General features: G+C 72.2%; 17 protein-coding genes. 8 read left to right on the top strand and 9 right to left on the bottom strand.

Annotated elements, in window-relative coordinates:
* The first annotated feature begins 2 nt into the window (after nt 1-2).
* The 3 genes from JGR68_RS09455 to JGR68_RS09465 all read left to right on the top strand — a co-directional run bounded on the left by JGR68_RS09455 (nt 3) and on the right by JGR68_RS09465 (nt 3,548).
* Nucleotides 3-443, top strand: a complete 441-nt coding sequence (locus JGR68_RS09455; RefSeq protein ID WP_199361697.1) for a SufE family protein — start codon at nt 3-5, stop codon at nt 441-443.
* Nucleotides 444-526: 83 nt separating this feature from the next.
* Nucleotides 527-1,741 (top strand): MFS transporter, encoded by a 1,215-nt coding sequence (locus tag JGR68_RS09460; protein WP_199361696.1) that lies wholly within the window; start codon nt 527-529, stop codon nt 1,739-1,741.
* A 118-nt stretch (nt 1,742-1,859) separates the two neighbouring features.
* Complete coding sequence (locus JGR68_RS09465) at nt 1,860-3,548, top strand: AMP-binding protein (RefSeq protein WP_199361695.1); 1,689 nt, start codon at nt 1,860-1,862, stop codon at nt 3,546-3,548.
* Nucleotides 3,549-4,330: 782 nt separating this feature from the next.
* Here the strand turns inward: JGR68_RS09465 and dksA are convergent.
* A complete protein-coding gene (gene dksA / locus JGR68_RS09470; protein WP_199361694.1) occupies nt 4,331-5,374 on the bottom strand; it encodes an RNA polymerase-binding protein DksA in 1,044 nt (347 codons plus the stop codon).
* A gap of 265 nt (nt 5,375-5,639) precedes the next feature.
* Between dksA and yidD the strand changes: the two genes are divergently transcribed.
* The 3 genes from yidD (at nt 5,640) to JGR68_RS09485 (ending at nt 8,123) form a co-directional block, all read left to right on the top strand.
* Nucleotides 5,640-5,876, top strand: coding sequence for a membrane protein insertion efficiency factor YidD (gene yidD / locus JGR68_RS09475; RefSeq protein WP_207750148.1), 237 nt, complete (start codon nt 5,640-5,642; stop codon nt 5,874-5,876).
* Nucleotides 5,873-7,219, top strand: coding sequence for a dihydroorotase (locus tag JGR68_RS09480; protein ID WP_199361693.1), 1,347 nt, complete (start codon nt 5,873-5,875; stop codon nt 7,217-7,219). Before yidD ends, JGR68_RS09480 begins: the two co-directional genes overlap by 4 nt.
* Before the next feature lie 124 nt (nt 7,220-7,343).
* Nucleotides 7,344-8,123: a M23 family metallopeptidase gene (locus tag JGR68_RS09485; RefSeq protein ID WP_199362229.1), complete on the top strand. Its 780-nt coding sequence runs from the start codon at nt 7,344-7,346 to the stop codon at nt 8,121-8,123.
* 32 nt (nt 8,124-8,155) lie between these two features.
* Here the strand turns inward: JGR68_RS09485 and JGR68_RS09490 are convergent, their stop codons facing one another.
* From JGR68_RS09490 to efp, 8 genes are all read right to left on the bottom strand, one after another.
* Entirely contained in the window at nt 8,156-9,028 is an 873-nt protein-coding gene (locus JGR68_RS09490; protein WP_199361692.1) for a hypothetical protein, read from the bottom strand.
* Between the two features lie 29 nt (nt 9,029-9,057).
* On the bottom strand, nt 9,058-10,782 hold the full coding sequence (locus JGR68_RS09495) for a diguanylate cyclase (RefSeq protein ID WP_199361691.1): 1,725 nt from the start codon (nt 10,780-10,782) through the stop codon (nt 9,058-9,060).
* 97 nt (nt 10,783-10,879) lie between these two features.
* The gene (folE2, locus tag JGR68_RS09500; protein ID WP_234446482.1) at nt 10,880-11,803 is read right to left on the bottom strand and encodes a GTP cyclohydrolase FolE2; all 924 of its coding nucleotides are present in this window, start codon (nt 11,801-11,803) and stop codon (nt 10,880-10,882) included.
* A gap of 124 nt (nt 11,804-11,927) precedes the next feature.
* A complete protein-coding gene (locus JGR68_RS14030; protein WP_234446483.1) occupies nt 11,928-12,617 on the bottom strand; it encodes a phytoene/squalene synthase family protein in 690 nt (229 codons plus the stop codon).
* Nucleotides 12,614-13,300, bottom strand: coding sequence for a phosphoglycolate phosphatase (locus JGR68_RS09505; protein WP_199361689.1), 687 nt, complete (start codon nt 13,298-13,300; stop codon nt 12,614-12,616). Before JGR68_RS09505 ends, JGR68_RS14030 begins: the two co-directional genes overlap by 4 nt.
* Nucleotides 13,297-14,019, bottom strand: a complete 723-nt coding sequence (gene ubiG / locus JGR68_RS09510; RefSeq protein ID WP_199361688.1) for a bifunctional 2-polyprenyl-6-hydroxyphenol methylase/3-demethylubiquinol 3-O-methyltransferase UbiG — start codon at nt 14,017-14,019, stop codon at nt 13,297-13,299. Before ubiG ends, JGR68_RS09505 begins: the two co-directional genes overlap by 4 nt.
* 34 nt (nt 14,020-14,053) lie before the next feature.
* Nucleotides 14,054-15,403: a TRZ/ATZ family hydrolase gene (locus JGR68_RS09515; protein ID WP_199361687.1), complete on the bottom strand. Its 1,350-nt coding sequence runs from the start codon at nt 15,401-15,403 to the stop codon at nt 14,054-14,056.
* Nucleotides 15,403-15,969 carry an elongation factor P gene (efp, locus tag JGR68_RS09520; RefSeq protein ID WP_199361686.1) on the bottom strand — a complete coding sequence of 189 codons (567 nt, stop codon included), beginning with the start codon at nt 15,967-15,969 and terminating at the stop codon, nt 15,403-15,405. Before efp ends, JGR68_RS09515 begins: the two co-directional genes overlap by 1 nt.
* Before the next feature lie 49 nt (nt 15,970-16,018).
* On the opposite strand from efp, the gene epmB reads away from it, so the two are divergent.
* The gene (gene epmB, locus JGR68_RS09525) at nt 16,019-17,023 is read left to right on the top strand and encodes an EF-P beta-lysylation protein EpmB (protein ID WP_199361685.1); all 1,005 of its coding nucleotides are present in this window, start codon (nt 16,019-16,021) and stop codon (nt 17,021-17,023) included.
* A gap of 101 nt (nt 17,024-17,124) precedes the next feature.
* A complete protein-coding gene (locus JGR68_RS09530) occupies nt 17,125-19,206 on the top strand; it encodes an EAL domain-containing protein (RefSeq protein WP_199361684.1) in 2,082 nt (693 codons plus the stop codon).
* Nucleotides 19,207-19,523: the final 317 nt, after the last annotated feature.

The raw sequence follows: 19,523 nt of genomic DNA on the forward strand, positions 1-19,523 counted from the left end.
GCATGTCCACATCCCACTTCCCGCTTGAAAGCAGCGCCGCCGAGGCCCAGGCCGCGATCCGCGACGAGTTCGCGTTCTTCAGCGACTGGTCCGAGCGCTACCAGTACCTGATCGACCTCGGCCGCAAGCTGCCGGACTTCCCGGACGAGTTCCGCACCGAGGCCCATCGCCTGCACGGCTGCCAGTCCATGGTCTGGATCGTGCCCTCGGGTGACGCCGGGCGCATGGACTTCGCCGCCGCGAGCGACTCGGCGATCGTCTCCGGCCTGGTCTACCTCGCCCTGCGCGTCTACTCGGGCCGCAGCGCGCGCGAAATCCTCGCCAACGACCCCTCGTACATCGCCGACATCGGCCTGGCCAAGCATCTTTCACCAACGCGCAGCAACGGCCTCGCGTCGCTCCTGGCCTTCATCCGCGACGCCGCGCAGCGCGCCCTGGCGTGAGCACGGCGGGGTCCGGCGGGGACGCGCGGCGGCCGGGCCCGGCCGCCGCGCCGCCGGCACCGGTCGGCGCGGACGACAGCCGCATGGCCCCGCTGCGCAACCGCGCGTTCCGCGGCCTGATGGCCTACCGGATCTGCACGATCCTGTCCTACCAGATGGTCGCGGTGACGGTCGGCTGGCAGGTCTACGAGCTCACCCGCAATCCCTGGATGCTGGGGCTCATCGGCCTGGCCGAACTGGTCCCCTATTTTTGCGTGGCGCCGTTCGCCGGCTACCTCGTCGACCACCTGCCGCGGCGCCGGCTCGGCATGTACGCCTGCATCGGCCTGGCGTTGACGCCGATCGCGCTCGCGCTGATCGCCTCCGGCGTCCTGGGCACGGTGGACGTGGCTTGGATCTATGCCGCGCTGGTGCTGACCGGAGCGGTCCGGGCCTTCCTGGGTCCGGTCTACAACGCGCTGTTCGCGCGCGTGCTGCCGCGGCCGCAATTCGCGCGCGGAGCCAGCCTGGGCAGCATCGTGTTCCAGTCGGCGATGGTGCTGGGACCGGCCGTCGGCGGGGTGATCGTGGGCGCGGCGGGCATGTGGGTGTCCTACGCGCTGGCCGCGGGCTTCGCCCTGGCGGCGGCGTTCGCGGTGCGCCGGTTGCAGGTCACCGAGCCCGCGATCACCCTGCAGGGCGCGCCGATCTTCGCCAGCATCGCCGAAGGCGCGCGCTTCGTGTTCTCGCACCAGCTGCTGCTGGCCGCGCTGGCGCTGGACATGTTCGCGGTGCTGTTCGGCGGGGCGATTTCGCTGGCCCCGGCCTTCATCCGCGAGATCCTCGACTACGGCCCCGAGGGCCTGGGCATCCTGCGCAGCGCGCCGGCGCTGGGTGCGGTGGCGATGGGCGTCTGGCTGGCGCGCAGGCCGGCGACGCGTCATGCAGGGCGCATCCTGCTGATTGCCGTGGCGGGCTTCGGACTGTGCATCGTCGGCTTCGGCCTGTCGACCTCGTTCTGGCTCTCGGCCTTCTTCCTGCTGCTGTCGGGGATGTGCGACGGGGTCTCGGTGGTGCTGCGCTCGACCATCCTGCAGCTGTCGACGCCCGACGCCATGCGCGGCCGGGTGTCCTCGATCAACGGACTGTTCGTGGGTTCGTCGAACGAGCTTGGCGCGTTCTATGCCGGCTCGATGGCGCGGCTGCTGGGCCTGGTGCCCGCGGTCGTGCTGGGCGGCTGCGTGACCATGACCGTCGCCGCGGTCACCGCGTGGCGGGCACCGAAGCTGCGGCGGCTGGACCTGCGCGAGCTGCACTGAGGGCGGAACGCTGGGCCGCTATGGCGCAACACAGCGTCCGCGCCTGCGCCCATGGTCGCGTACACCCGGGCGCGGCGCCCGCCGTATGCTCGAATCCCCCTCGCCGCCCCGCCCCGCCATGGCCACCCTGCACACGCCCACCCCCAGCCACGTCAGGGGAGACACCTCGCAACCGCTGCTGCACGAGACCGTCGGCGCGATGCTCGCCCGCATCGCCGCCACCTGGCCCGACCGCGACGCGCTGGTGGTGCCGCCGCAGGGCGTGCGCTGGTCCTGGCGCGAGTTCGACGCACGCGTGAGCCGGCTTGCGGCCGGCCTGCTGGCGCTGGGCCTGGCGCGCGGCGAGCGCATCGGCATCTGGTCGCTCAACCGCGTGGAGTGGGTGCTGCTGCAGTTCGCCAGCGCGCGCGCCGGCCTGGCGCTGGTCAACATCAATCCCGCCTACCGCACGCACGAGCTCGAGTACGCACTGACCCAGGTCGGCTGCCGGGCGCTGGTGCTGCCGCCGGCGTTCAAGTCCTCGGACTACCTCGGCATGCTGCGCGAGCTGGCGCCCGAGCTGGACGCGTCCGCGCCCGGACAGCTGCAGGCCGCGCGACTGCCCGAGCTGCGCCACGTGCTGCTGATCGGGGACGAGGGCGACGCGGCCGGCGCCTGGCGCTTCGATGCGATCGCCGCCTGCGGCGATGCGGCCGCGCACGCGCGCGTCGCGGCGCTGCAGGACGCGCTCGATCCCCACGATCCGGTCAATATCCAGTTCACCTCGGGCACCACCGGCGCGCCCAAGGGCGCCACGCTCACCCACCACAACATCGTCAACAACGGCTTCTTCATCGGTGAGCGCATGCGCCTGACCGAGCACGACCGGCTGTGCATCCCGGTGCCCTTCTACCATTGCTTCGGCATGGTGCTGGGCAACCTCGCCTGCGTGACGCATGGCAGCTGCATGGTGCATCCGGCCGAGGGCTTCGACGCCATCGCGACCCTCCGGGCGGTCGAGGACGAGCGCTGCACCGGCCTGCACGGCGTGCCGACCATGTTCATCGCGATGCTCGACCATCCGCGCTTCGCGGACTTCGACCTGTCCAGCCTGCGCACCGGGATCATGGCCGGATCGAACTGCCCGGTCGAACTGATGCGCCGGGTCATGGAGCGGATGCACATGTCCGAGGTGACGATCTGCTACGGCATGACCGAGACCAGCCCGGTGAGCTTCCAGACCACGGTGGACGACCCCGTCGAGCGGCGCCTCGACTCGGTCGGCCGCATCCATCCGCACGTCGAGGTGCGGATCGCCGACGAGGACGGCAACACCGTGCCCCACGGCACCATCGGCGAGCTGCACACCCGCGGCTATTCGGTGATGCAGGGCTACTGGGGCGACGCCGCGCGCACCGCCGGGGCGATCGACGCCGAGGGCTGGATGCACACCGGCGACCTGGCCACGATCGACGACGACGGCTGGTGCCGCATCGTCGGCCGACTGAAAGACATGCTGATCCGCGGCGGCGAGAACATCTATCCGCGCGAGATCGAGGAATTCCTGCACACGCATCCCGACGTCGTCGACGTGCAGGTGTTCGGCGTGCCCGACCCGAAGTTCGGCGAGGAGGTCTGCGCCTGGATCCGCGTGGTCGAGGGCGCCACGCCCGACGCCGACGGTATCCGCGACTTCTGCCGCGGCCGCATCGCCCACTACAAGATCCCCCGCTACGTGGAATTCGTCTGCGGCTATCCGATGACGGTCTCCGGCAAGGTCCAGAAACACCTGATGGCGGCGGAGATGGCGAAGCGCCTGGGCGGCTGATCCTGCGCTGGAAGCAGGAAAGGGCTTTCGCATTTTGGGGAAAGACGCTGGTGGGGCTCTCGCGGCGCTTCGATGCATGGCCTGCTGACGCTCATGTCCCCCGATGCCGGCCCGAAGGGCCGGCATCTCCTCCTTGACTTCCCGTCAGCAGGCCACGCGCCGCAGCGGTGCGAGGCCGTCGGCGCGCCGCCGGAAAGCAAGGGCCACGCGCGGCGGTGCCCTGGCGCGTCGCACGGCCCAGGCAGCCGACACCCTTCCCGACTGCGGTGCCATGTCTGCTGTCGCTCATGCTCCCGTCTCCGGCTTGCGGGCGGACCCTCCACCTTGGCTTCCCGTCACCGCGGTCCGGATCGGGTTCGGCCCCTTGAAGCAGGACGCAAGGCCGGTCCCCGCGCCGGCGCCGCTCGTGCTCTTCGTGGTTGTGCTCGTGCTTGCTCCTGCTCCTGCTCCTGCTCCTGCTCCTGCTCCTGCTCCTGCTCCTGCTCCTGCTCCTGCTCCTGCTCCCGCTCCTGCTCCTGCTCCTGCTCCTGTTTCTGCTTCTGCTCCGCTCCTGCTCTTACTCCGGTCGCCCGCGGCCTGCACCGCTTTGGCGCGTGGCCTGCTGACGGGAAGTCAAGGAGGAGGCGCCGGCCCCTTGGGCCGGGGCCGGGGGACATGAGCGGCAGCAGGCCATGCGTCAAAGCGCCGCGGCGCGCCACCACGGCGCCTCCCTCACGTGGAAGCAGAAGCAAAAAAAAGCCCGGCGATGCCGGGCTTTCTGCTGACGCGGTGCGGATCGAGGCTCAGTCGCCGATCTGCTTCTGCAGGTGCTCCCAGCGCTCCTGCTCGTCGATGGTGCGCTCGGCGGTGAGGCGGGCCTCGAGGCGGTCCAGGCCGATCTCTTCGCCGGAATCGACGCTGAAACCGTATTCGCCCGAGTCGACGCGCTTCAGCGTGCTGTCGATCTTGCCGATCAGCTTGCGGTAGCGGTCACGGGTGCGCAGCTCGAGCGAGTTCTCGGTCTCGCGGGTGGCGCGCTCGGCGTCGTCGCCGACGTCGCGCACTTCGTCCTTGAGGTTCTCGATGGTCTGCTTCGATTCCTCGACCAGGTCCGCGCGCCAGTCCATCAGGCGCTGGCGGAAGTACTCGAGCTGCAGCGGGCTCATGTACTCCTCGTCGGCGCCGGGCTTGTAGCCCTCGGGCGGGATCGGACGGCCGGTGGCTTCGTCGGTCTTGTAGGCAACGACCTTGTAGCGCGGCTTGGGTGCCGGCGCCTGCGGCTGGCGCGTGGTCACGGCCTTGGCCACCTTGGCGCCGCGGCGCGCGGGCGCCTGGCGGGGAGCGGGAGCCGCCACCGGGGCGACCTTGGTCGAGGGCTTGGCGGTGGCCTTGCGCGCGGCGGCGGGAGCCTTGGCCGGCGCCGCGGCGGGCGCGGCCTTGGCGACCGCCTTCTTCATCGGCGCCGCCGGCACGGCCCTGGCGGCCGGCTTGGCCGCCGGCCTGGGCGCAGGTGCCTTCGCCGCGGCGGACTTCTTCGCCACCGGGGACGGGCTGGCCGGCGCCTTCTTCGCGGGCGCGGCCTTCTTCGCAGCGGTCTTCACGGGCGTCTTCTTCACCGCCGGCTTGGCCTGGGCCGCCTTCTTCGCGACCGGGCCCGCGGCGGCCTTCTTCGCGGGAGCCTTGGCCGGCGCCTTGGCCACGGCCTGCTTCGCAGGGGCCTGCTTCGCGACGGCCTTCCTGGCGACGGCCTTCTTGACCGCGGCCTTGGCCGGGGCGGCCTTCGTGGCCTTCTTCGCTGCGGGCTTGGCGGCCTTGGCGGCCTTCTTGACGGTCTTCTTCACTGCCACGTTCGGCGATCCTTCTGGGACGAGTGGGCGCCGGCCCGCTGGTTGGCGGCCGGCCGCCGGCCTTGCAGCGGGAGCGGGGCATTCACCGACGTGGCCGCATTGCGGCGACGATTGACGTGTCCGGCCACCGGGAGCGCCCCGGGGGGCGCGCAAGTGGCCGGCGCCACACTCCCGACGCTTGGACGGGAAAGCGGGCTGTTATACCCTGCCCCGGCTGCAGCGGCAACCGCGGCGCGCCGCACACCCGACCTTTTGCCGACGCATCTTGATCGATCGCCTGCTCATCGCCCTGCTCCGCGGCTACAAGCGCTGGCTCAGCCCGCTGCTCGGCCCACGCTGCCGGTTCGTCCCCAGCTGCTCGGAATACGCCATGCAGGCGATCTCGCTGCACGGCGCCCTGCGCGGCAGCTGGCTGGCCGTGAAGCGCGTCGGGCGCTGCCATCCCCTCCATCCGGGCGGCTTCGATCCCCCGCCGCCCCGCGACCACGGACCCCCACGATGACCGACACCCTCATCCTCAACGCGCGCCTGGTGAACGAGGGCCGCGAGTTCGACGCCGACCTGCGCATGCGCGGCGGCCGCATCGAGGCCATCGGCAGCCTTGCGCCGCGTGCGGGCGAGACGGTGGTCGACGCCGACGGCCGCCGCCTGCTGCCGGGGATGATCGACGACCAGGTGCACTTCCGCGAACCAGGCATGGAATACAAGGCCGACATGGCGACGGAATCCGCCGCGGCCGTGGCCGGCGGCCTGACCAGCTTCATGGACATGCCCAACACCAGCCCGCCCACGCTCGACGCCGCGGCGCTGGAGGACAAGTACGCGCGCGCCGCCGGCCGCGCGCGCGCCAACCACGGCTTCTACATGGGCGCCAGCAACGACAACCTCGCCGCCGTGCGTGCCATCGATCCGCGCGCGACCCCGGGGCTGAAGGTGTTCATGGGCGCGTCCACCGGCAACATGCTGGTCGACGATCCGCAGACGCTCGACGCGATCTTCCGCGAGACGCCGGTGCCGATCATCACCCACTGCGAAGACACACCGATGATCGACGCGGCGCTGTCGGCGGCGCGCGCGAAATACGGCGAGGACATCCCCGCGGAGCTGCACCCCGACATCCGCTCGCGCGAGGCCTGCATCAAGTCCACCCGCCTGGCGCTGGAGCTGGCGCGCCGCCACGACACCCGCCTGCACGTGCTGCACATCTCGACCGCCGACGAGCTGGCGCTGTTCGAGGCCGGCCCGCTGGTCGATGCCGACGGCCGGCTGCGCAAGCGGATCACCGCCGAGACCTGCATCCACTTCCTGCGCTTCGACCGCGCCGACTACGCGCGCCTGGGCCACCAGATCAAGTGCAACCCGGCGATCAAGGAGGCGAGCGACCGCGCCGCCCTGCTGCGCGCGCTCGCCGACGACGTCATCGACGTGCTGGCGACCGACCACGCCCCGCACACCTGGGAGGAGAAGCAGGCGCCGTACGCGCGCGCGCCCAGCGGCCTGCCCCTGGTGCAGTACGCCCTGGTGGCGGCGCTGGAGTGCGTGCACGAAGGCCACTTCGACGCCGCGCGCGTGGTGCAGAAGTTCGCCCACGCGCCGGCGCAGCTGTTCGACGTGAAGGAGCGCGGCTTCCTGCGCGAAGGCTACTGGGCCGACCTGGTGCTGGTGGAGGACACCCCGTTCACGGTGAGGCGCGCCGACGTGCTGTCGAAGTGTGGCTGGTCGCCGTTCGAAGGCACGACCTTCCGCTCGCGGATCGCGTCCACCTGGGTCAACGGCGCGCTGGCCTGGGATGGCGCGCGGATCACCGGCGACGCGGCAGGGCGCCGCCTGGAGTTCGCGCGATGAGGCGCTGCGCGAACGGCGTGGTTCCGGCACCGGACTACGCACGGTGACCGCGGCAGGCGCGGTCCTCGTGGGCCTGCTGTCCGCCCTGCCCTGGGCACTGGCGATCGCGCAGGCCGTCCCCGCGATGGCGTCGGTCGACGCCGCCGCCCCGGACGCACGCGTGGTGTTCCCGGAGCGCGTGCAGCAGGGTGCCCTGGTGCTGGGCAAGGTGCCCGCGGGCAGCCGCGTCGAGCACGCCGGTCGCGTGCTGCGCAGCACCGCCTACGGCACCGTGGTCTTCGGCGTCGGCCGCGATGCCAGCGGCCCGCTGGAGGTGCAGGTGATCCGGCCGGACGGCAGCCGCACCGCGGCCCGGATCGAGGTCGATCCGCGCGACTGGCCAATGGAGCGCGTCAACGGCGTGCCGCCGAAGACCGTCGATCCGCCGCCGGCCATCGCCGCGCGCATCCGCCGCGAGCAGGCCCGCGTCACCGCCGCGCGCACCCGCGACGACGACCGCGCCGATTTCGCCAGGCCCTTCATCCGTCCGGTCGAAGGCCGCATCAGCGGCCGCTTCGGCAGCGGCCGGATCTACAACGGCAAGCCGGGCGCCGGCCACTCCGGAATGGACATCGCGGCCCCGACCGGGACGCCGGTCCAGGCGCCGGCTGCAGGCACCGTCACCTTCGCCGACCCCGGGCTCTATCTCACCGGCGGCACGGTGGTGATCGACCATGGCCACGGCGTGAGCTCGAACTTCCTCCACCTCTCGCGCATCGACGTGGCCGAAGGCGAGCGCGTCGAGCAGGGGCAGGCCTTCGCCGCCGTCGGCGCCACCGGCCGCGCGACCGGGCCCCACCTGCACTGGGGCATGAACTGGTTCGACGTCCGCGTGGATCCGCTGCTGGTGCTGGAGCGGCCGTAGGCCGGAGCGTTGGTTGCGCCGGAACGCCGACGTCAGCCCGCGGCGCGCTGCATGACGCGGCCGAGCAGCCGCGTCGCCGGCGAATTGGCCAGGTCCTGCGGTGAGACCAGGCGCGGGTTCGGGCGGTGGTCAAGCGGTGCGCGCGCTCCGGCGCTCGCGGCGCGCAGCGGGCCGGGGCCGGCGAGGCGCGCGAGGACCTGCTCGCGGGCATCCTCGAGCGCGTCGTCGGAGGGATCCACCACGTCACGCAGGAGCGATGCGGCATCGGCCTGGCCGGCGCTGCGCAGTCCGGCCGGCGCCTTCGGAAACAGCACCGGGCCGATTTCCTCGGCCAGGCGCTTCCAGTCGATGGCCGGGAACGGCGCGGTGCCGCGCCTGCCTTCGACGATCGGCGGGGCCATGCGGCCGCGCGGCTGGGCCCCGCACTCGGCCCAGGCGCGGTAGACGACTTCGCTGCAGACCATCCCCGGCGACTCCGAGGGCAGCGCCCGATCGAGGGCGATGCGGACCAGGCGCCTCGCCAGCGGATGCACCGGCCACTTGCCGCGCACCGCCATGACCGCGCCGAACAGCGCCAGCTGGTCGACCGGGTACGGCGCGCCCAGCAGGTCGCCGGCGTGCGCGCAGACCAGGGCGCGGTCGGCTGCCGCGAACGCGCCGCTGCCATCCTGCGGCCGCCAAGCGTCGATGAAGTGGAAGTGCTCGAATTCGACCGCGCGCCGCGCCAGCGGATAGCGCCGTACGCCGCCGAGCGAAGCCTCGACCAGCTCGCCGCCCTCCACGACGATGCCCGCATGGCTGTAGACCCCGTCGCTCGCCCAGGCGATCAGGTCCGACAGGGGTCCCTCGCCCATCATCAGCAGGATGTCGCCCGCTTCCAGCGCCTCGATGCCGATCGTGTCCATTCCGTGTCCGTTGTGTCCGAGTCCGATGTTCATGCGCCCGCGACCGCCAGCTCCGCGCGCTCCGCGGCCCCGGCGCTCGACACCCGGTTCCGCCCGGCCTGCTTGCTCGCGTACAGCGCGGCATCGGCGCGTTCGACCAGGGACTCCACGCTGTCGCCCGGCCGCGACTCGGCCACGCCGATGCTCAGGCTCGCGCGCAGCCGGTGGTGCTCGATCGTCAGCGGGCGGCCGTTGACCGAGACCCGCATCCGCTCGGCCACCGCGAGCGCGTCGGCCAGCGGCGTCGCCGGCAGCACCACCAGGAATTCGTCGCCGCCATAGCGCCCGATCAGGTCGCCGCCGCGCAGCTGGTTGCGCACGCGCTGCGAGACGACGCGCAGGCACTGGTCGCCGACGCCGTGGCCATGTTCGTCGTTGACCGGCTTGAAGTTGTCGAGGTCGACGAAGGCGATGCACATGCCGCCCGCCTGGTCGGCCTGCAGGGCGCGGCGCAGCTCGGCTTCGATGCCGGCGCGGTTGAGCAGGCCGGTGAGCTTGTCGGCGACGGCCAGGGCGCTGGCCTGGTCACGGTCGCGGCGCAGCTCGAGCAGCTTGTCCGCCAGGCCGATCGCCAGCAGCAGGCTGGCCAGCGCGAAGCTGCCGGCGAGCCCCTGCGCCAGCCAGGGCGGTGCCGACCACAGCTCCATCAGCCCGGTCGCCACCAGGGTGGTGAACACCATCAGCGGCAGCCAGGACACCATCACCACGCGTCCGGAACGGTCGCCACGCAGCGCGAGCGTCGTGCTTCCCACCAGCAGCAGGGCCGCCGACAGCACCAGGCCTGCATTGCCCGCGAGCGACTGCCACGGCGCCAGCGCGAGGATCGCCCCGATGCCGCAGGACGCGGACAGCGCGGTCCCGATCCACAGCAGGCGGTCGACGCCGGGCAGCTTGCCCGGGAGGTCGAGGTAGCTGCGCTGGAACAGGTTGCTGCAGACCACGCCGAAGCCGCCCACCACCATGTGCGCCCGCGTCGTCGAGAACAGCTGCTCGGCCCCGGGCAGCAGCCGCGCGTCTCCGCCCACGGACACCAGGTAGAGCACCGCAAAGCACAGCATCCCGCCGAACCAGGCGAAGCTCGACTCGCCCGTCCCGGCACGGAACACGAAGGCCAGGACCGCGAGCAGGGCGATGACCGACAGCACCAGGGTCCGCCACGTGGTGTAGGCGAGGTCGTCGCGCTGCACCGTGGCGAGCGGCTCGACCGCCACCTGCATCGGCAGGCTGGAGCGAGCCTCCACCCGCAGCCACACCGCCGACCCTGCCGGCAGGCCTTCCGGCAGGTCCACGACCAGGGCACGCGGCGCGTGGCTCGGATCGGCGTGTGCGCCGTAGATCGACAGCTCCACCGGCGCGTCGCGGCCCGGCACCCAGGCCTGCACGCGGTTGACGAAGGGTGAGCGCAGCACCAGCTGTGGCCGGTCGCCCGCCGGAATCGGTGCTGGCGCGGTCACCCGCCACCAGCCGACCTCCCCCTGGCGCGCGCGCAGGAGCGGCGCGTCAAGCCGCGCCAGTGCGCCATCCAGGCGACCGGAACGCAGGGCTTCGATATCGAGCGCCGCGCCATTGGCCTGCCGCAGTTCCTGCAGCACGAGGAGCGGCTGGGCGGGCACCGTCTTCGCGGCCATGGCGAAAGGTGGCAGCGCGCACAGCAGCAGGAGCAGCAGCCAGACGCTGCAGCAGAGCCCCCGGCGTCCGCGTTCCCCATTCCCCATGGCGCAATCGTATCCCAGCCCCTGCGCGCCGGCAGCCGGGAAACCACCCGGATCCCGCCGGGGATCGACCCGGCCCGAGCGGATCGGCTTCCGTCGTCTACGCCACCACGCCCGTCACCCTGGCCACGGCGTCGTGCGCGTGCAGGCTTTCGAAATGCGAGACGGTGGCGTCGAAGCGGGCCACGTGCGGGCTGGCGCTGATGGCGGCGGCGACGCGCCGGGCGGCGTCCTCGCAGAACATCAGGTTGTCGGCGTTGGCGCGGGCGAAGGCCTGCTCGTCCTCGCGCTTGACCGCGGTCTGCACGGGGGTGCCGAGCGCGGCCTCGATGGCATCGACGAGCTGCAGCAGCGGCAGGCACTCGACGTCGTCGCGCAGGGTCACGCGCACGTCGGCGCGGCTGCGCTGGGCATGCGGGGTCGCGGCCAGGCCGCGACCGGAGGCCAGCCACTCGCGCACTTCGACCTTGGACGGTGCGTCGTCGGCGCCGAAGTCGTCCTCGAAGCGATCGGCGTTGGCGCGTCGCGACAGCGCGGCGGAGGCCGGGCAGGTGCTGGAGTAGTCGACGCCGAAGGCGAGCACGATGTCGGCGCCGGCCGGGGACAGCACCGCGTCGATTTCCACCGGATAGGCCTTCCAGCCGGCATTGTCACTGGCCAGGGCGCGGCGCCTGAGCAACTGGTCCCAGCGCAGGGTCAGCCGCGCGGTGGTGGCGAGCCCGGACTGCGAATCGATGCACGCGCGCAGCAGGTCGCGCAGGACCGGCACGGCCAGCGGCTGCGCCGACAGCGCGTCCTGCACCAGCAGGTAGAGCCGCGACATGTGAATGCCGCGGGTCTCCGCGCTGGCCAGGTCGACGCCGATGTCCGCCGATGCCGGCACCCGTTGCGGCTCCCCACCCTCGCCCGCCACGCACAGCGGCAGCGCGATGCGGCGCATGCCGACCCAGTCGAGCGGGCGCGCGGCGGCGGCGCGATCGTAGGCGACGTCGGGCAGCGCCGGAGGCTGGTTGGAAGAAGTCACGCGAGGGCCTGCAAATGGGAATGGATTGCAATTGTAACCGTGCGGCGATGCGGGCCCACGCAACGCTGCATGCCGTGCACGCCGCAGCGGCGTGGCCGCGCGGAGGGCCCGGCGATCCGCTGGTTCAGCGCGGCGAACGCGCGCCGCGCCACGCCGCCAGCAGCGCGCGCACGGGCGGCAGCGCCGCGCCGGCGCCGCGTCGGCGCGCCGACGTGAAGGCGCTGGCGATGCCGCGCGGGCGGGTGCCGGGACGGGCCCGGCGCGCATTGCGATCGGCCACGTCGATCGCCTCCATCGGCGTCGCCTGCACCAGGCTGCGCTCGTCCAGGAGGCCGCGCAGCACGACGGCGCGGGCGTCGGCGTCGGCGCGTCCGTCGAACAGCGCGGCCTCGCAGTCGGCCATCGCGGCCGCGAACGCCTCGCCCGCGACCACGTCGCCTGCGCCATGCGGCTCCGCCGCGGCGTCGGCATCGCGTCCACGCAGCGCGCGCAGGTCGGGCAGCGCCCGGCCCAGCGCCAGCCACGGCACCGCGCTGCGCGGCTGCAGCAGCGCGCCCAGGGGATGGCGGCGGGCACCCTTGCTCCAGCCGCCGAGTTCCTCCTGCCACCACGCCAGCTTGGCCAGTCCCGGCGTCGGATCGGCGCCACCCCAGGCGGCATCGGTCAGCTCCTGCAGCAGCGTGAACCAGGCTTCGACTAAGGGCCGCTGCGCAGCCGGCACGAAGACCATGCCCAGCTCCCACTCCGGCCAGCGCGCGCGCCACTTGGCGACGAAGCTGGCGGCGCCGTCGCGGACGTCGACGTCGGTGCTCACGGCCAGGCGTCCGGGTCCAGCAGCGCCTGCGGGCTCTCCACCATCGTGTCGGCCTGCCATGCGCGCGGATCGTCATGCTCCAGCCGGTAGCCCCAGAGCGCGACCAGCGAGCGCATGCCGGCGGCGCGCGCGGCCACGATGTCGCGTTCGTCGTCTCCGACGTAGACGCAGTCGGCGACCGCGAAGCCCATCGCATCGGCCGCGTGCAGCAGCGGCAGCGGGTGCGGCTTGCGTTCGGCCAGGGTGTCGCCGCCGATGAGCACGCCGCTGCGCGATTCCCAGCCCAGCGCGGGCATCAGGCCACGCGCGAGGTATTCGGGCTTGTTGGTGACGATGCCCCAGCGCGCGCCGTCGGCCTCGAGCGCCGACAGCATCGCCTCGATGCCGTCGAAGGCGGCGCCGTGGCGGCCAAGCTCTTCGGCGTAAACGTCCAGGAACTCGCGGATGAGTTCCGCCGGAACCTCGCCGCCCAGCCCGGGGAAGGCCGCCGCGCTCATCGCCCGCGCACCCTTCGAGACGTGCGGGCGCAGCTGGGCGAGCGGCATCGGCGCCACGCCGCGCGCGGCGCGCATGCGGTTGACCGTGGCGGCCATGTCCGGCGCGCTGTCCAGCAGCGTGCCGTCGAGGTCGAACAGCACGCAGCGCGGGAAGCGCCCGCCCGTGCGCCGGCCCTCGCCGCTCACGACGCGTCCGGCTTCGTGGCCGAGGCGAGGTAGTTGACGTCGGTGCGCGACGACAGGCGCGCACGGTTGGCCCAGGGCTCGTAGGCCAGCCCGACGACGTCGTCCAGCTCCAGTCCGGCCTCGCGCAGCCAGCCGGCGAGCTCGGACGGGCGGATGAAATCGCGGTACTGATGCGTGCCGCGCGGCAGCAGGCGCGCGACGTATTCGGCGCCGACGATCGCCAGCGCGAACGCCGCCGGGGTGCGGTTGAGCGTCGACACGAACAATTTCCCGCCGGGCCTGAGCAGCGTCGCGCAGGCCTGGATGATCGCCCCGGGGTCCGGCACGTGCTCGAGCATCTCCATGCAGGTCACGACGTCGAAGGTCCCAGCCGCCTCTGCGGCCAGCGCCTCGACCGCCTGCACGCGGTAGTCGATCTTCAGGCCCGACTCGAGCGCGTGCAGGCGCCCCACCCGGACGAGGTCGTCGGCCAGGTCGATGGCGGTCACGTCGGCGCCGGTGCGGGCCATGGCTTCGCTCAGCAGCCCGCCGCCGCATCCGACGTCAAGCACCTTCGCGCCGGCCAGCGCCCGACGCGCGGCGACGTAGTCGAGGCGCACCGGGTTGAGCGCGTGCAGCGGCTTCTGCGGGCCCTCCGGGTCCCACCAGCGGTTGGCCAGCTCGGCGAACTTGTCGAGTTCGGACTGGCGGAAGTTGCTGCCGTGCGGCGAGGTGGTCATGGCGTCTGCTCGGGAGTGGGGAATGACCGGCGCTTCAGGCGCCGGTGCGGACGCCGGCCATGCGCGTGCGCCACTGGCGCGCGTTGGCGACCAGCGCCGCCGGATCCATGTCGACCAGCTCGCGTCCGCGCAGCTTCGCCGCGCCGGCGATCCAGACGTCGGACACCTGGTGGCGGCCGGCGGCATAGACGATCTGCGAGACGACGTGGTGCAGCGGCTGGGTCTCGAGCTCGCCAAGGTCCATGCAGGCCATGTCGGCCTGCTTGCCCGGCTCGAGCGAGCCGACCAGGTGGTCGAAGCCGATCGCCTTCGCACCGCCCAGGGTCGCGGCGCGCAGTGCGGTGAAGGCGTCGAAGCCGGCCGCATCCTGGCCCACGGCCTTGGCCAGCAGCGCCGCGGTGCGGGTCTCGCCGACCATGTCGAGGTCGTTGTTGCTGGCGCAGCCGTCGGTGCCGATGGCCAGGTTCACGCCGGCGCGCTCCAGCGCGCAGGCCGGGCAGAAACCGGAAGCCAGCTTGAGGTTGGACTCCGGGCAGTGCACCACGCTCACGCCGCGCTCGGCGCAGAGATGGATCTCGGCGTCGGTCAGCTGGGTCATGTGCACCGCGATCAGGCGGTCGTTGACCAGGCCCAGGCGGTCCAGGCGCGCCAGGGGACGCTGGCCGTGGTCCTTCAGCGACTGCTCGACCTCCTGCGCGGTCTCGTGCAGGTGCAGGTGCACCGGCACGTCGAGCTGGTCGGCGAGCATGCGCACGCGCGCGAAATTGGCGTCGTTGACCGTATACGGCGCGTGCGGCGCGAAGGCCATCGCGATCAGCGGATCGCCGCGCCACTGGTCGTGGACGGTGCCGGCCTTGTCGAAGTACTCGTCGTCGCCCGAGGCCCAGGCGGTCGGGAAATCGATCACCGGCAGCCCGACACGCGCGCGGAAGCCGTGGCGCTTGTACACGGCCGCCTGCACGTCGGGGAAGAAGTAGTTCTCGTTGCAGCAGGTGGTGCCGCCGCGGAGCATTTCGGCGATCGCAAGCGTGATGCCGTCGGCGACGAAGTCCGGCGCCATCACCGCGGCCTCGATCGGCCAGATGTGCTGCTGCAGCCAGACCTTGAGCGGCAGGTCGTCGGCAATGCCGCGCATCAGCGTCATCGGGTTGTGGGTGTGCGCGTTGACGAAGCCCGGCAGCAGCACGCCGTCCGGACGCGACACCACTTCGGCCGGGGCGAAGCGCGCGCGCGCCTCGGCCCGCGGCAGCAAGGCGACGATCACGCCGTCGCGCACCGCCACCGCGTGGTCTTCGAGCACCACGCCGTGCGGCACCACCGGGACCACGTGGCCGGCCTCGACCAGCAGGTCGCAGGCCTCGGGCGCGCCCGCCTCGACCACCATCACTTGACCCGGCTGACGTACTCGCCGGAGCGGGTGTCGACCTTGATCACCTCGTCCTGGCCGACGAACAGCGGCACGCGCACCACCGCGCCGGTCTCGAGCGTGGCCGGCTTGCCGCCGCCGCCCGAGGTGTCGCCGCGCACGCCCGGATCGGTCTCGCTGATCTTGAGTTCGACGAAGTTCGGCGGGGTGACCTGGATCGGCGTGCCGTTCCACAGGGTGACCACGCAGTCTTCCTCGCCCTTCAGCCACTTTTCCGCGCCGCCCATGCCGGTCTTGTCGGCCTGGACCTGCTCGAAGTTGTCCGGGTCCATGAAGTGCCAGTACTCGCCGTCGGCGTACAGGTAGCGCATGTCGGTATCGACCACGTCGGCGGCGTCCACCGAGTCGGTCGCCTTCATGGTGACTTCCTGCACGCGGCCCGACTTGATCATGCGGTACTTCACGCGGGTGAACGCCTGGCCCTTGCCCGGCTTGACGTACTCGGTGTCGGAGATGATGGCGGGTTCGCCGTTGATGAGGATCTTCATCCCGTTCTTGACGTCGTTCATGCCGTAACTGGCCATGCGTGCTCCTGCTGGGTGGGGCCGCGCGAGCGGCTAGAATGTCGGGGAAATGATACCCGCAGCCCCCCTTTCCATGCAGCCACGCGGCTGGCAGCAGGCCTGGCGCGAATCCGTCCGCGATCCGCGCGAGCTGCTCGCCCTGGTCGGGCTGGGCCACGAGGCGGCCCGCGTGCCCGCCGGGACCCTGGAGGCGTTCGCGCTGCGCGTGCCCCGCGGCTTCGTGGCGCGGATGCGGCCCGGGGATCCGGACGACCCGCTGCTGCGCCAGGTCCTGCCGCTGGCCGACGAGCTGCGCACCGTGCCCGGCTTCGGACTCGATGCGGTGGGCGACGCGGCCGCCCGCAAGGCCCGCGGCGTCATCCACAAGTACGAAGGCCGCGCCCTGCTGGTGGCCACCGGCAGCTGCGCCATCAACTGCCGCTACTGCTTCCGTCGCCACTTCCCGTATGCGGAGGAGACCGCGGCCGCCGGCGGATGGGCCGATGCGGTGGCGGCGATCGCGGCCGATCCCGGCATCACCGAGGTCATCCTGTCGGGCGGCGATCCGCTGTCGCTCGCGACCCGCAAGCTGTCCGAGCTCACCGGGCTGCTGCGCGACATCCCGCACATCCGCCGCCTGCGCATCCACAGCCGCCTGCCGGTGGTCCTGCCGGAGCGGGTCGACGACGCGCTGCTGGCCTGGCTGCGCGGGCTGCCCTGGCCGGTGGCCGTGGTGGTGCACGCCAACCATGCCCACGAGTTCGACGCGTCCGTCGACGCCGCCATGGCTGCCCTGCGCGGCGCCGGAGCCAGCCTGCTCAACCAGGCGGTGCTGCTGGCCGGCGTCAACGACTCGATCGATGCCCTGGCGGCGCTGTGCGAGCGCGGCTTCGACGCCGGCGTCCTGCCCTACTACCTGCACCAGCTCGACCGCGTCGCCGGCACCGCGCATTTCGAGGTCGACGACGGACGCGCGCGGGCACTGCATGCCGAGCTGGTCGCGCGACTGCCGGGCTACCTTGTTCCGCGCCTGGTGCGCGAACTGCCGGGCGACACGTCCAAGCGCGCACTGTGACCGCGGTCGCCCCCGGGACGCTGCCCGGGTCCGCCAACGCATCGGTGTCATGGACGCCAGGCGCCGGTGCATGGCATAACGCCGCATCCACGGAGAGACCCATGTCGAAGAGCCAGGACACTGCACTGCGGCTGATGATTGTCGATGACAGCCCCGAGGCGGCCGAGGCGATCGTCAGCACGCTGCGCAATGCGGGGATCGCCGTGCGTCCGCTGCGGCCGGCGTCGGCGGACGAGCTTGCCGGCATGCTGGCCGCGCAGCCGGTCGACGTGGTGGTGGCCCAGGTGGACTCCGCCGTGCTGCCGCTGGCCACCGTGCTGCAGCAGGTCACCGCCACCGGCAAGGACCTGCCGGTGCTGGCGGTGGCGGACGTGCTCGACCAGGAGGCCTACGTCCAGGCGATGGGCGCCGGCGCGCGGGCGCTTGCGCTGCGCGAACCCGCGTCGCTGCTGCTGGCGCTGGTCCGCGACGCCTGGACCGACCTCGAGGCCCGCCGCGCCCAGCGCCGGCTCGAAGCGCGCCTGCGCGAAACCGAGCGCCGCTGCGACGCGCTGATCGATTCCTCGCGCGATCCTATCGCCTACGTGCACGAAGGCATGCACATCCGCGCCAACCAGGCCTACCTGGAGATGTTCGGCTACGACGAGTTCGAGGACATCGAGGGCATGTCGCTGCTGGACATGGTCGCGCCGCAGCACGTCGAGGACTTCCGCCAGCTGCTCAAGTCGCTGGCCCAGGGCGAGGCGCCGCCGCCGCGATACGAGCTGCAGGCCCGCGACATCGACGGCAACGCCTTCCCGGCGGCCATGGAGTTCGCCCAGGCGCAGTACGAAGGCGAGCCCTGCGTGCAGGTGGTGATCCGCCGCCAGGAACTCGATCCCGAGCTCGCGCAGGAGATCGAGGAGCTGCGCCAGCGCGACCAGGCCACCGGCCTGTACAACCGCGCCACCTTCCTGCACGCACTCGAGGGCGCGGTGGATTCCGCCGCCCAGGGCAGCGCGCAGCACGGCCTGCTGCTGATCGAACCCGACCACTACCAGCAACTGCTGGCCGACATCGGCCTGGATTCGGCCGACCACCTGCTGGCCGCGGCCGCCACGCGCCTGAGCGCCGCGGCCGAAGGCCTGGACGCCGTCGCCGCGCGCTTCGGCGAGCACACCCTGGCGCTGCTGGTGCGCAATACCGACCATGCCGGCACCCAGTCGGTGGCGAACCGCGTGCTGGCCGCGTTCTCCGCGGAGCTGTTCGAGATCGGCGCGCGCTCCAGCGTGATCACCGCCAGCATCGGCGCGGTCCAGGTCGGCGAGCGGATCGCCAGCGTCAGCCAGGTGCTCGCCAAGGCCACCGAGGCGGTGGCGTCGGTCAACGCCACCGGCGGCAACCGCTTCGAGCTGTTCGATCCCAGCGCGGTCGACCGCGCCGAGGAAGAGCACATCCAGGCCTGGGTGACGCGCCTGCGCGATGCGCTCGACAACCAGGGCTTCGTGCTGCACTACCAGCCGGTGATCAGCCTGCAGGGCGACACCGGCCCGGTGTACGAGGCCTTCCTGCGCCTGAAGGGCGCCGACGGCGAGCTGATCAAGCCGCTGACCTTCCTGCAGATCGCCGAGGAGCACGGGCTGCTCTGGGAGATCGACCACTACGTGGTCGGACGCGCGATCGCGGTGATCGGCGAGCGCATCCGCGCCAACAAGCCGACCACCCTGCTGGTGAAGGTCAGCCAGGCCTCGCTGGCCGACGACAGCCTGACCCGCTATATCGGCGAGCAGCTGCTCGCGCACGGCGTGCCGGGCGAATACCTGGTCGTGGAGTTGGCCGAGGCCAAGGTGTTCACCCACCTCAAGGCGGCGCAGGCCTTCGCCGCCGCGGCCGCGCGCCTGGACTGCCGCATCGCCCTGGAGAACTTCGGTGCCGGGCTGGATTCGTTCCAGCTTCTCGCGCACCTGAAGCCCAACATGCTGAAGATCGATCCCGGGTTCACCCAGGACCTGACCGGCAACCCGGACAACCAGGTGCGGGTCCGCGAGATCGCCTCCAAGGCGCGTGAACTCGGCATCCAGACCATGGCCGACTTCATTTCCGACGCGGCCAGCATGTCGGTGCTGTTCGGCACCGGCGTGGACTACGTCTCGGGCAACTTCCTGGCCCCGTCCGGCCCGGACATGTCCTACGACTTCGAGTAAGGCCCTTGGCGGCGCTGCGGCGCGGGGGCGGGATAACTGGCGGCGCTGCGGCGTGGGGGCGGGATAACTGGCGGCGCTGCGGTGCGATGCCTGCTGCCGCTCATGTCCCCCGGCTTCGGCCTTGCGGCCGAAGCCTCCTCCTTGACTTCCCGTCAGCAGGCATCGCACCGCAGTCCGGGCGGCTGCGGGCCGCTTGGAGCAGCGCCACACCCCGAGGCCCGGAGAAACGCCGGCCTTGCTTCTTTTGTCGGGCGCCCCGAGGCCCCGCATCGCTTCGGCGCGTGGCCTGCTGACGGGAAGTCAAGGAGGAGATGCCG

The organism is Luteimonas sp. MC1750 (assembly GCF_016615955.1).
Classification (GTDB): Bacteria; Pseudomonadota; Gammaproteobacteria; order Xanthomonadales; family Xanthomonadaceae; genus Luteimonas.

Bases quoted from the DNA above. Each gene is read 5' to 3' on its own strand.
- efp (WP_199361686.1), bottom strand. From the start codon at position 15,969: ATGGCCAGTTACGGCATGAACGACGTCAAGAACGGGATGAAGATCCTC.
- JGR68_RS09495 (WP_199361691.1), bottom strand. From the start codon at position 10,782: ATGGGGAATGGGGAACGCGGACGCCGGGGGCTCTGCTGCAGCGTCTGG.
- JGR68_RS09485 (WP_199362229.1), top strand. From the start codon at position 7,344: ATGGCGTCGGTCGACGCCGCCGCCCCGGACGCACGCGTGGTGTTCCCG.
- JGR68_RS09515 (WP_199361687.1), bottom strand. From the start codon at position 15,403: ATGGTGGTCGAGGCGGGCGCGCCCGAGGCCTGCGACCTGCTGGTCGAG.
- JGR68_RS09530 (WP_199361684.1), top strand. From the start codon at position 17,125: ATGTCGAAGAGCCAGGACACTGCACTGCGGCTGATGATTGTCGATGAC.
- epmB (WP_199361685.1), top strand. From the start codon at position 16,019: ATGATACCCGCAGCCCCCCTTTCCATGCAGCCACGCGGCTGGCAGCAG.
- ubiG (WP_199361688.1), bottom strand. From the start codon at position 14,019: ATGACCACCTCGCCGCACGGCAGCAACTTCCGCCAGTCCGAACTCGAC.
- JGR68_RS09480 (WP_199361693.1), top strand. From the start codon at position 5,873: ATGACCGACACCCTCATCCTCAACGCGCGCCTGGTGAACGAGGGCCGC.
- JGR68_RS09465 (WP_199361695.1), top strand. From the start codon at position 1,860: ATGGCCACCCTGCACACGCCCACCCCCAGCCACGTCAGGGGAGACACC.
- JGR68_RS09460 (WP_199361696.1), top strand. From the start codon at position 527: ATGGCCCCGCTGCGCAACCGCGCGTTCCGCGGCCTGATGGCCTACCGG.
- JGR68_RS09490 (WP_199361692.1), bottom strand. From the start codon at position 9,028: ATGGACACGATCGGCATCGAGGCGCTGGAAGCGGGCGACATCCTGCTG.
- JGR68_RS09455 (WP_199361697.1), top strand. From the start codon at position 3: ATGTCCACATCCCACTTCCCGCTTGAAAGCAGCGCCGCCGAGGCCCAG.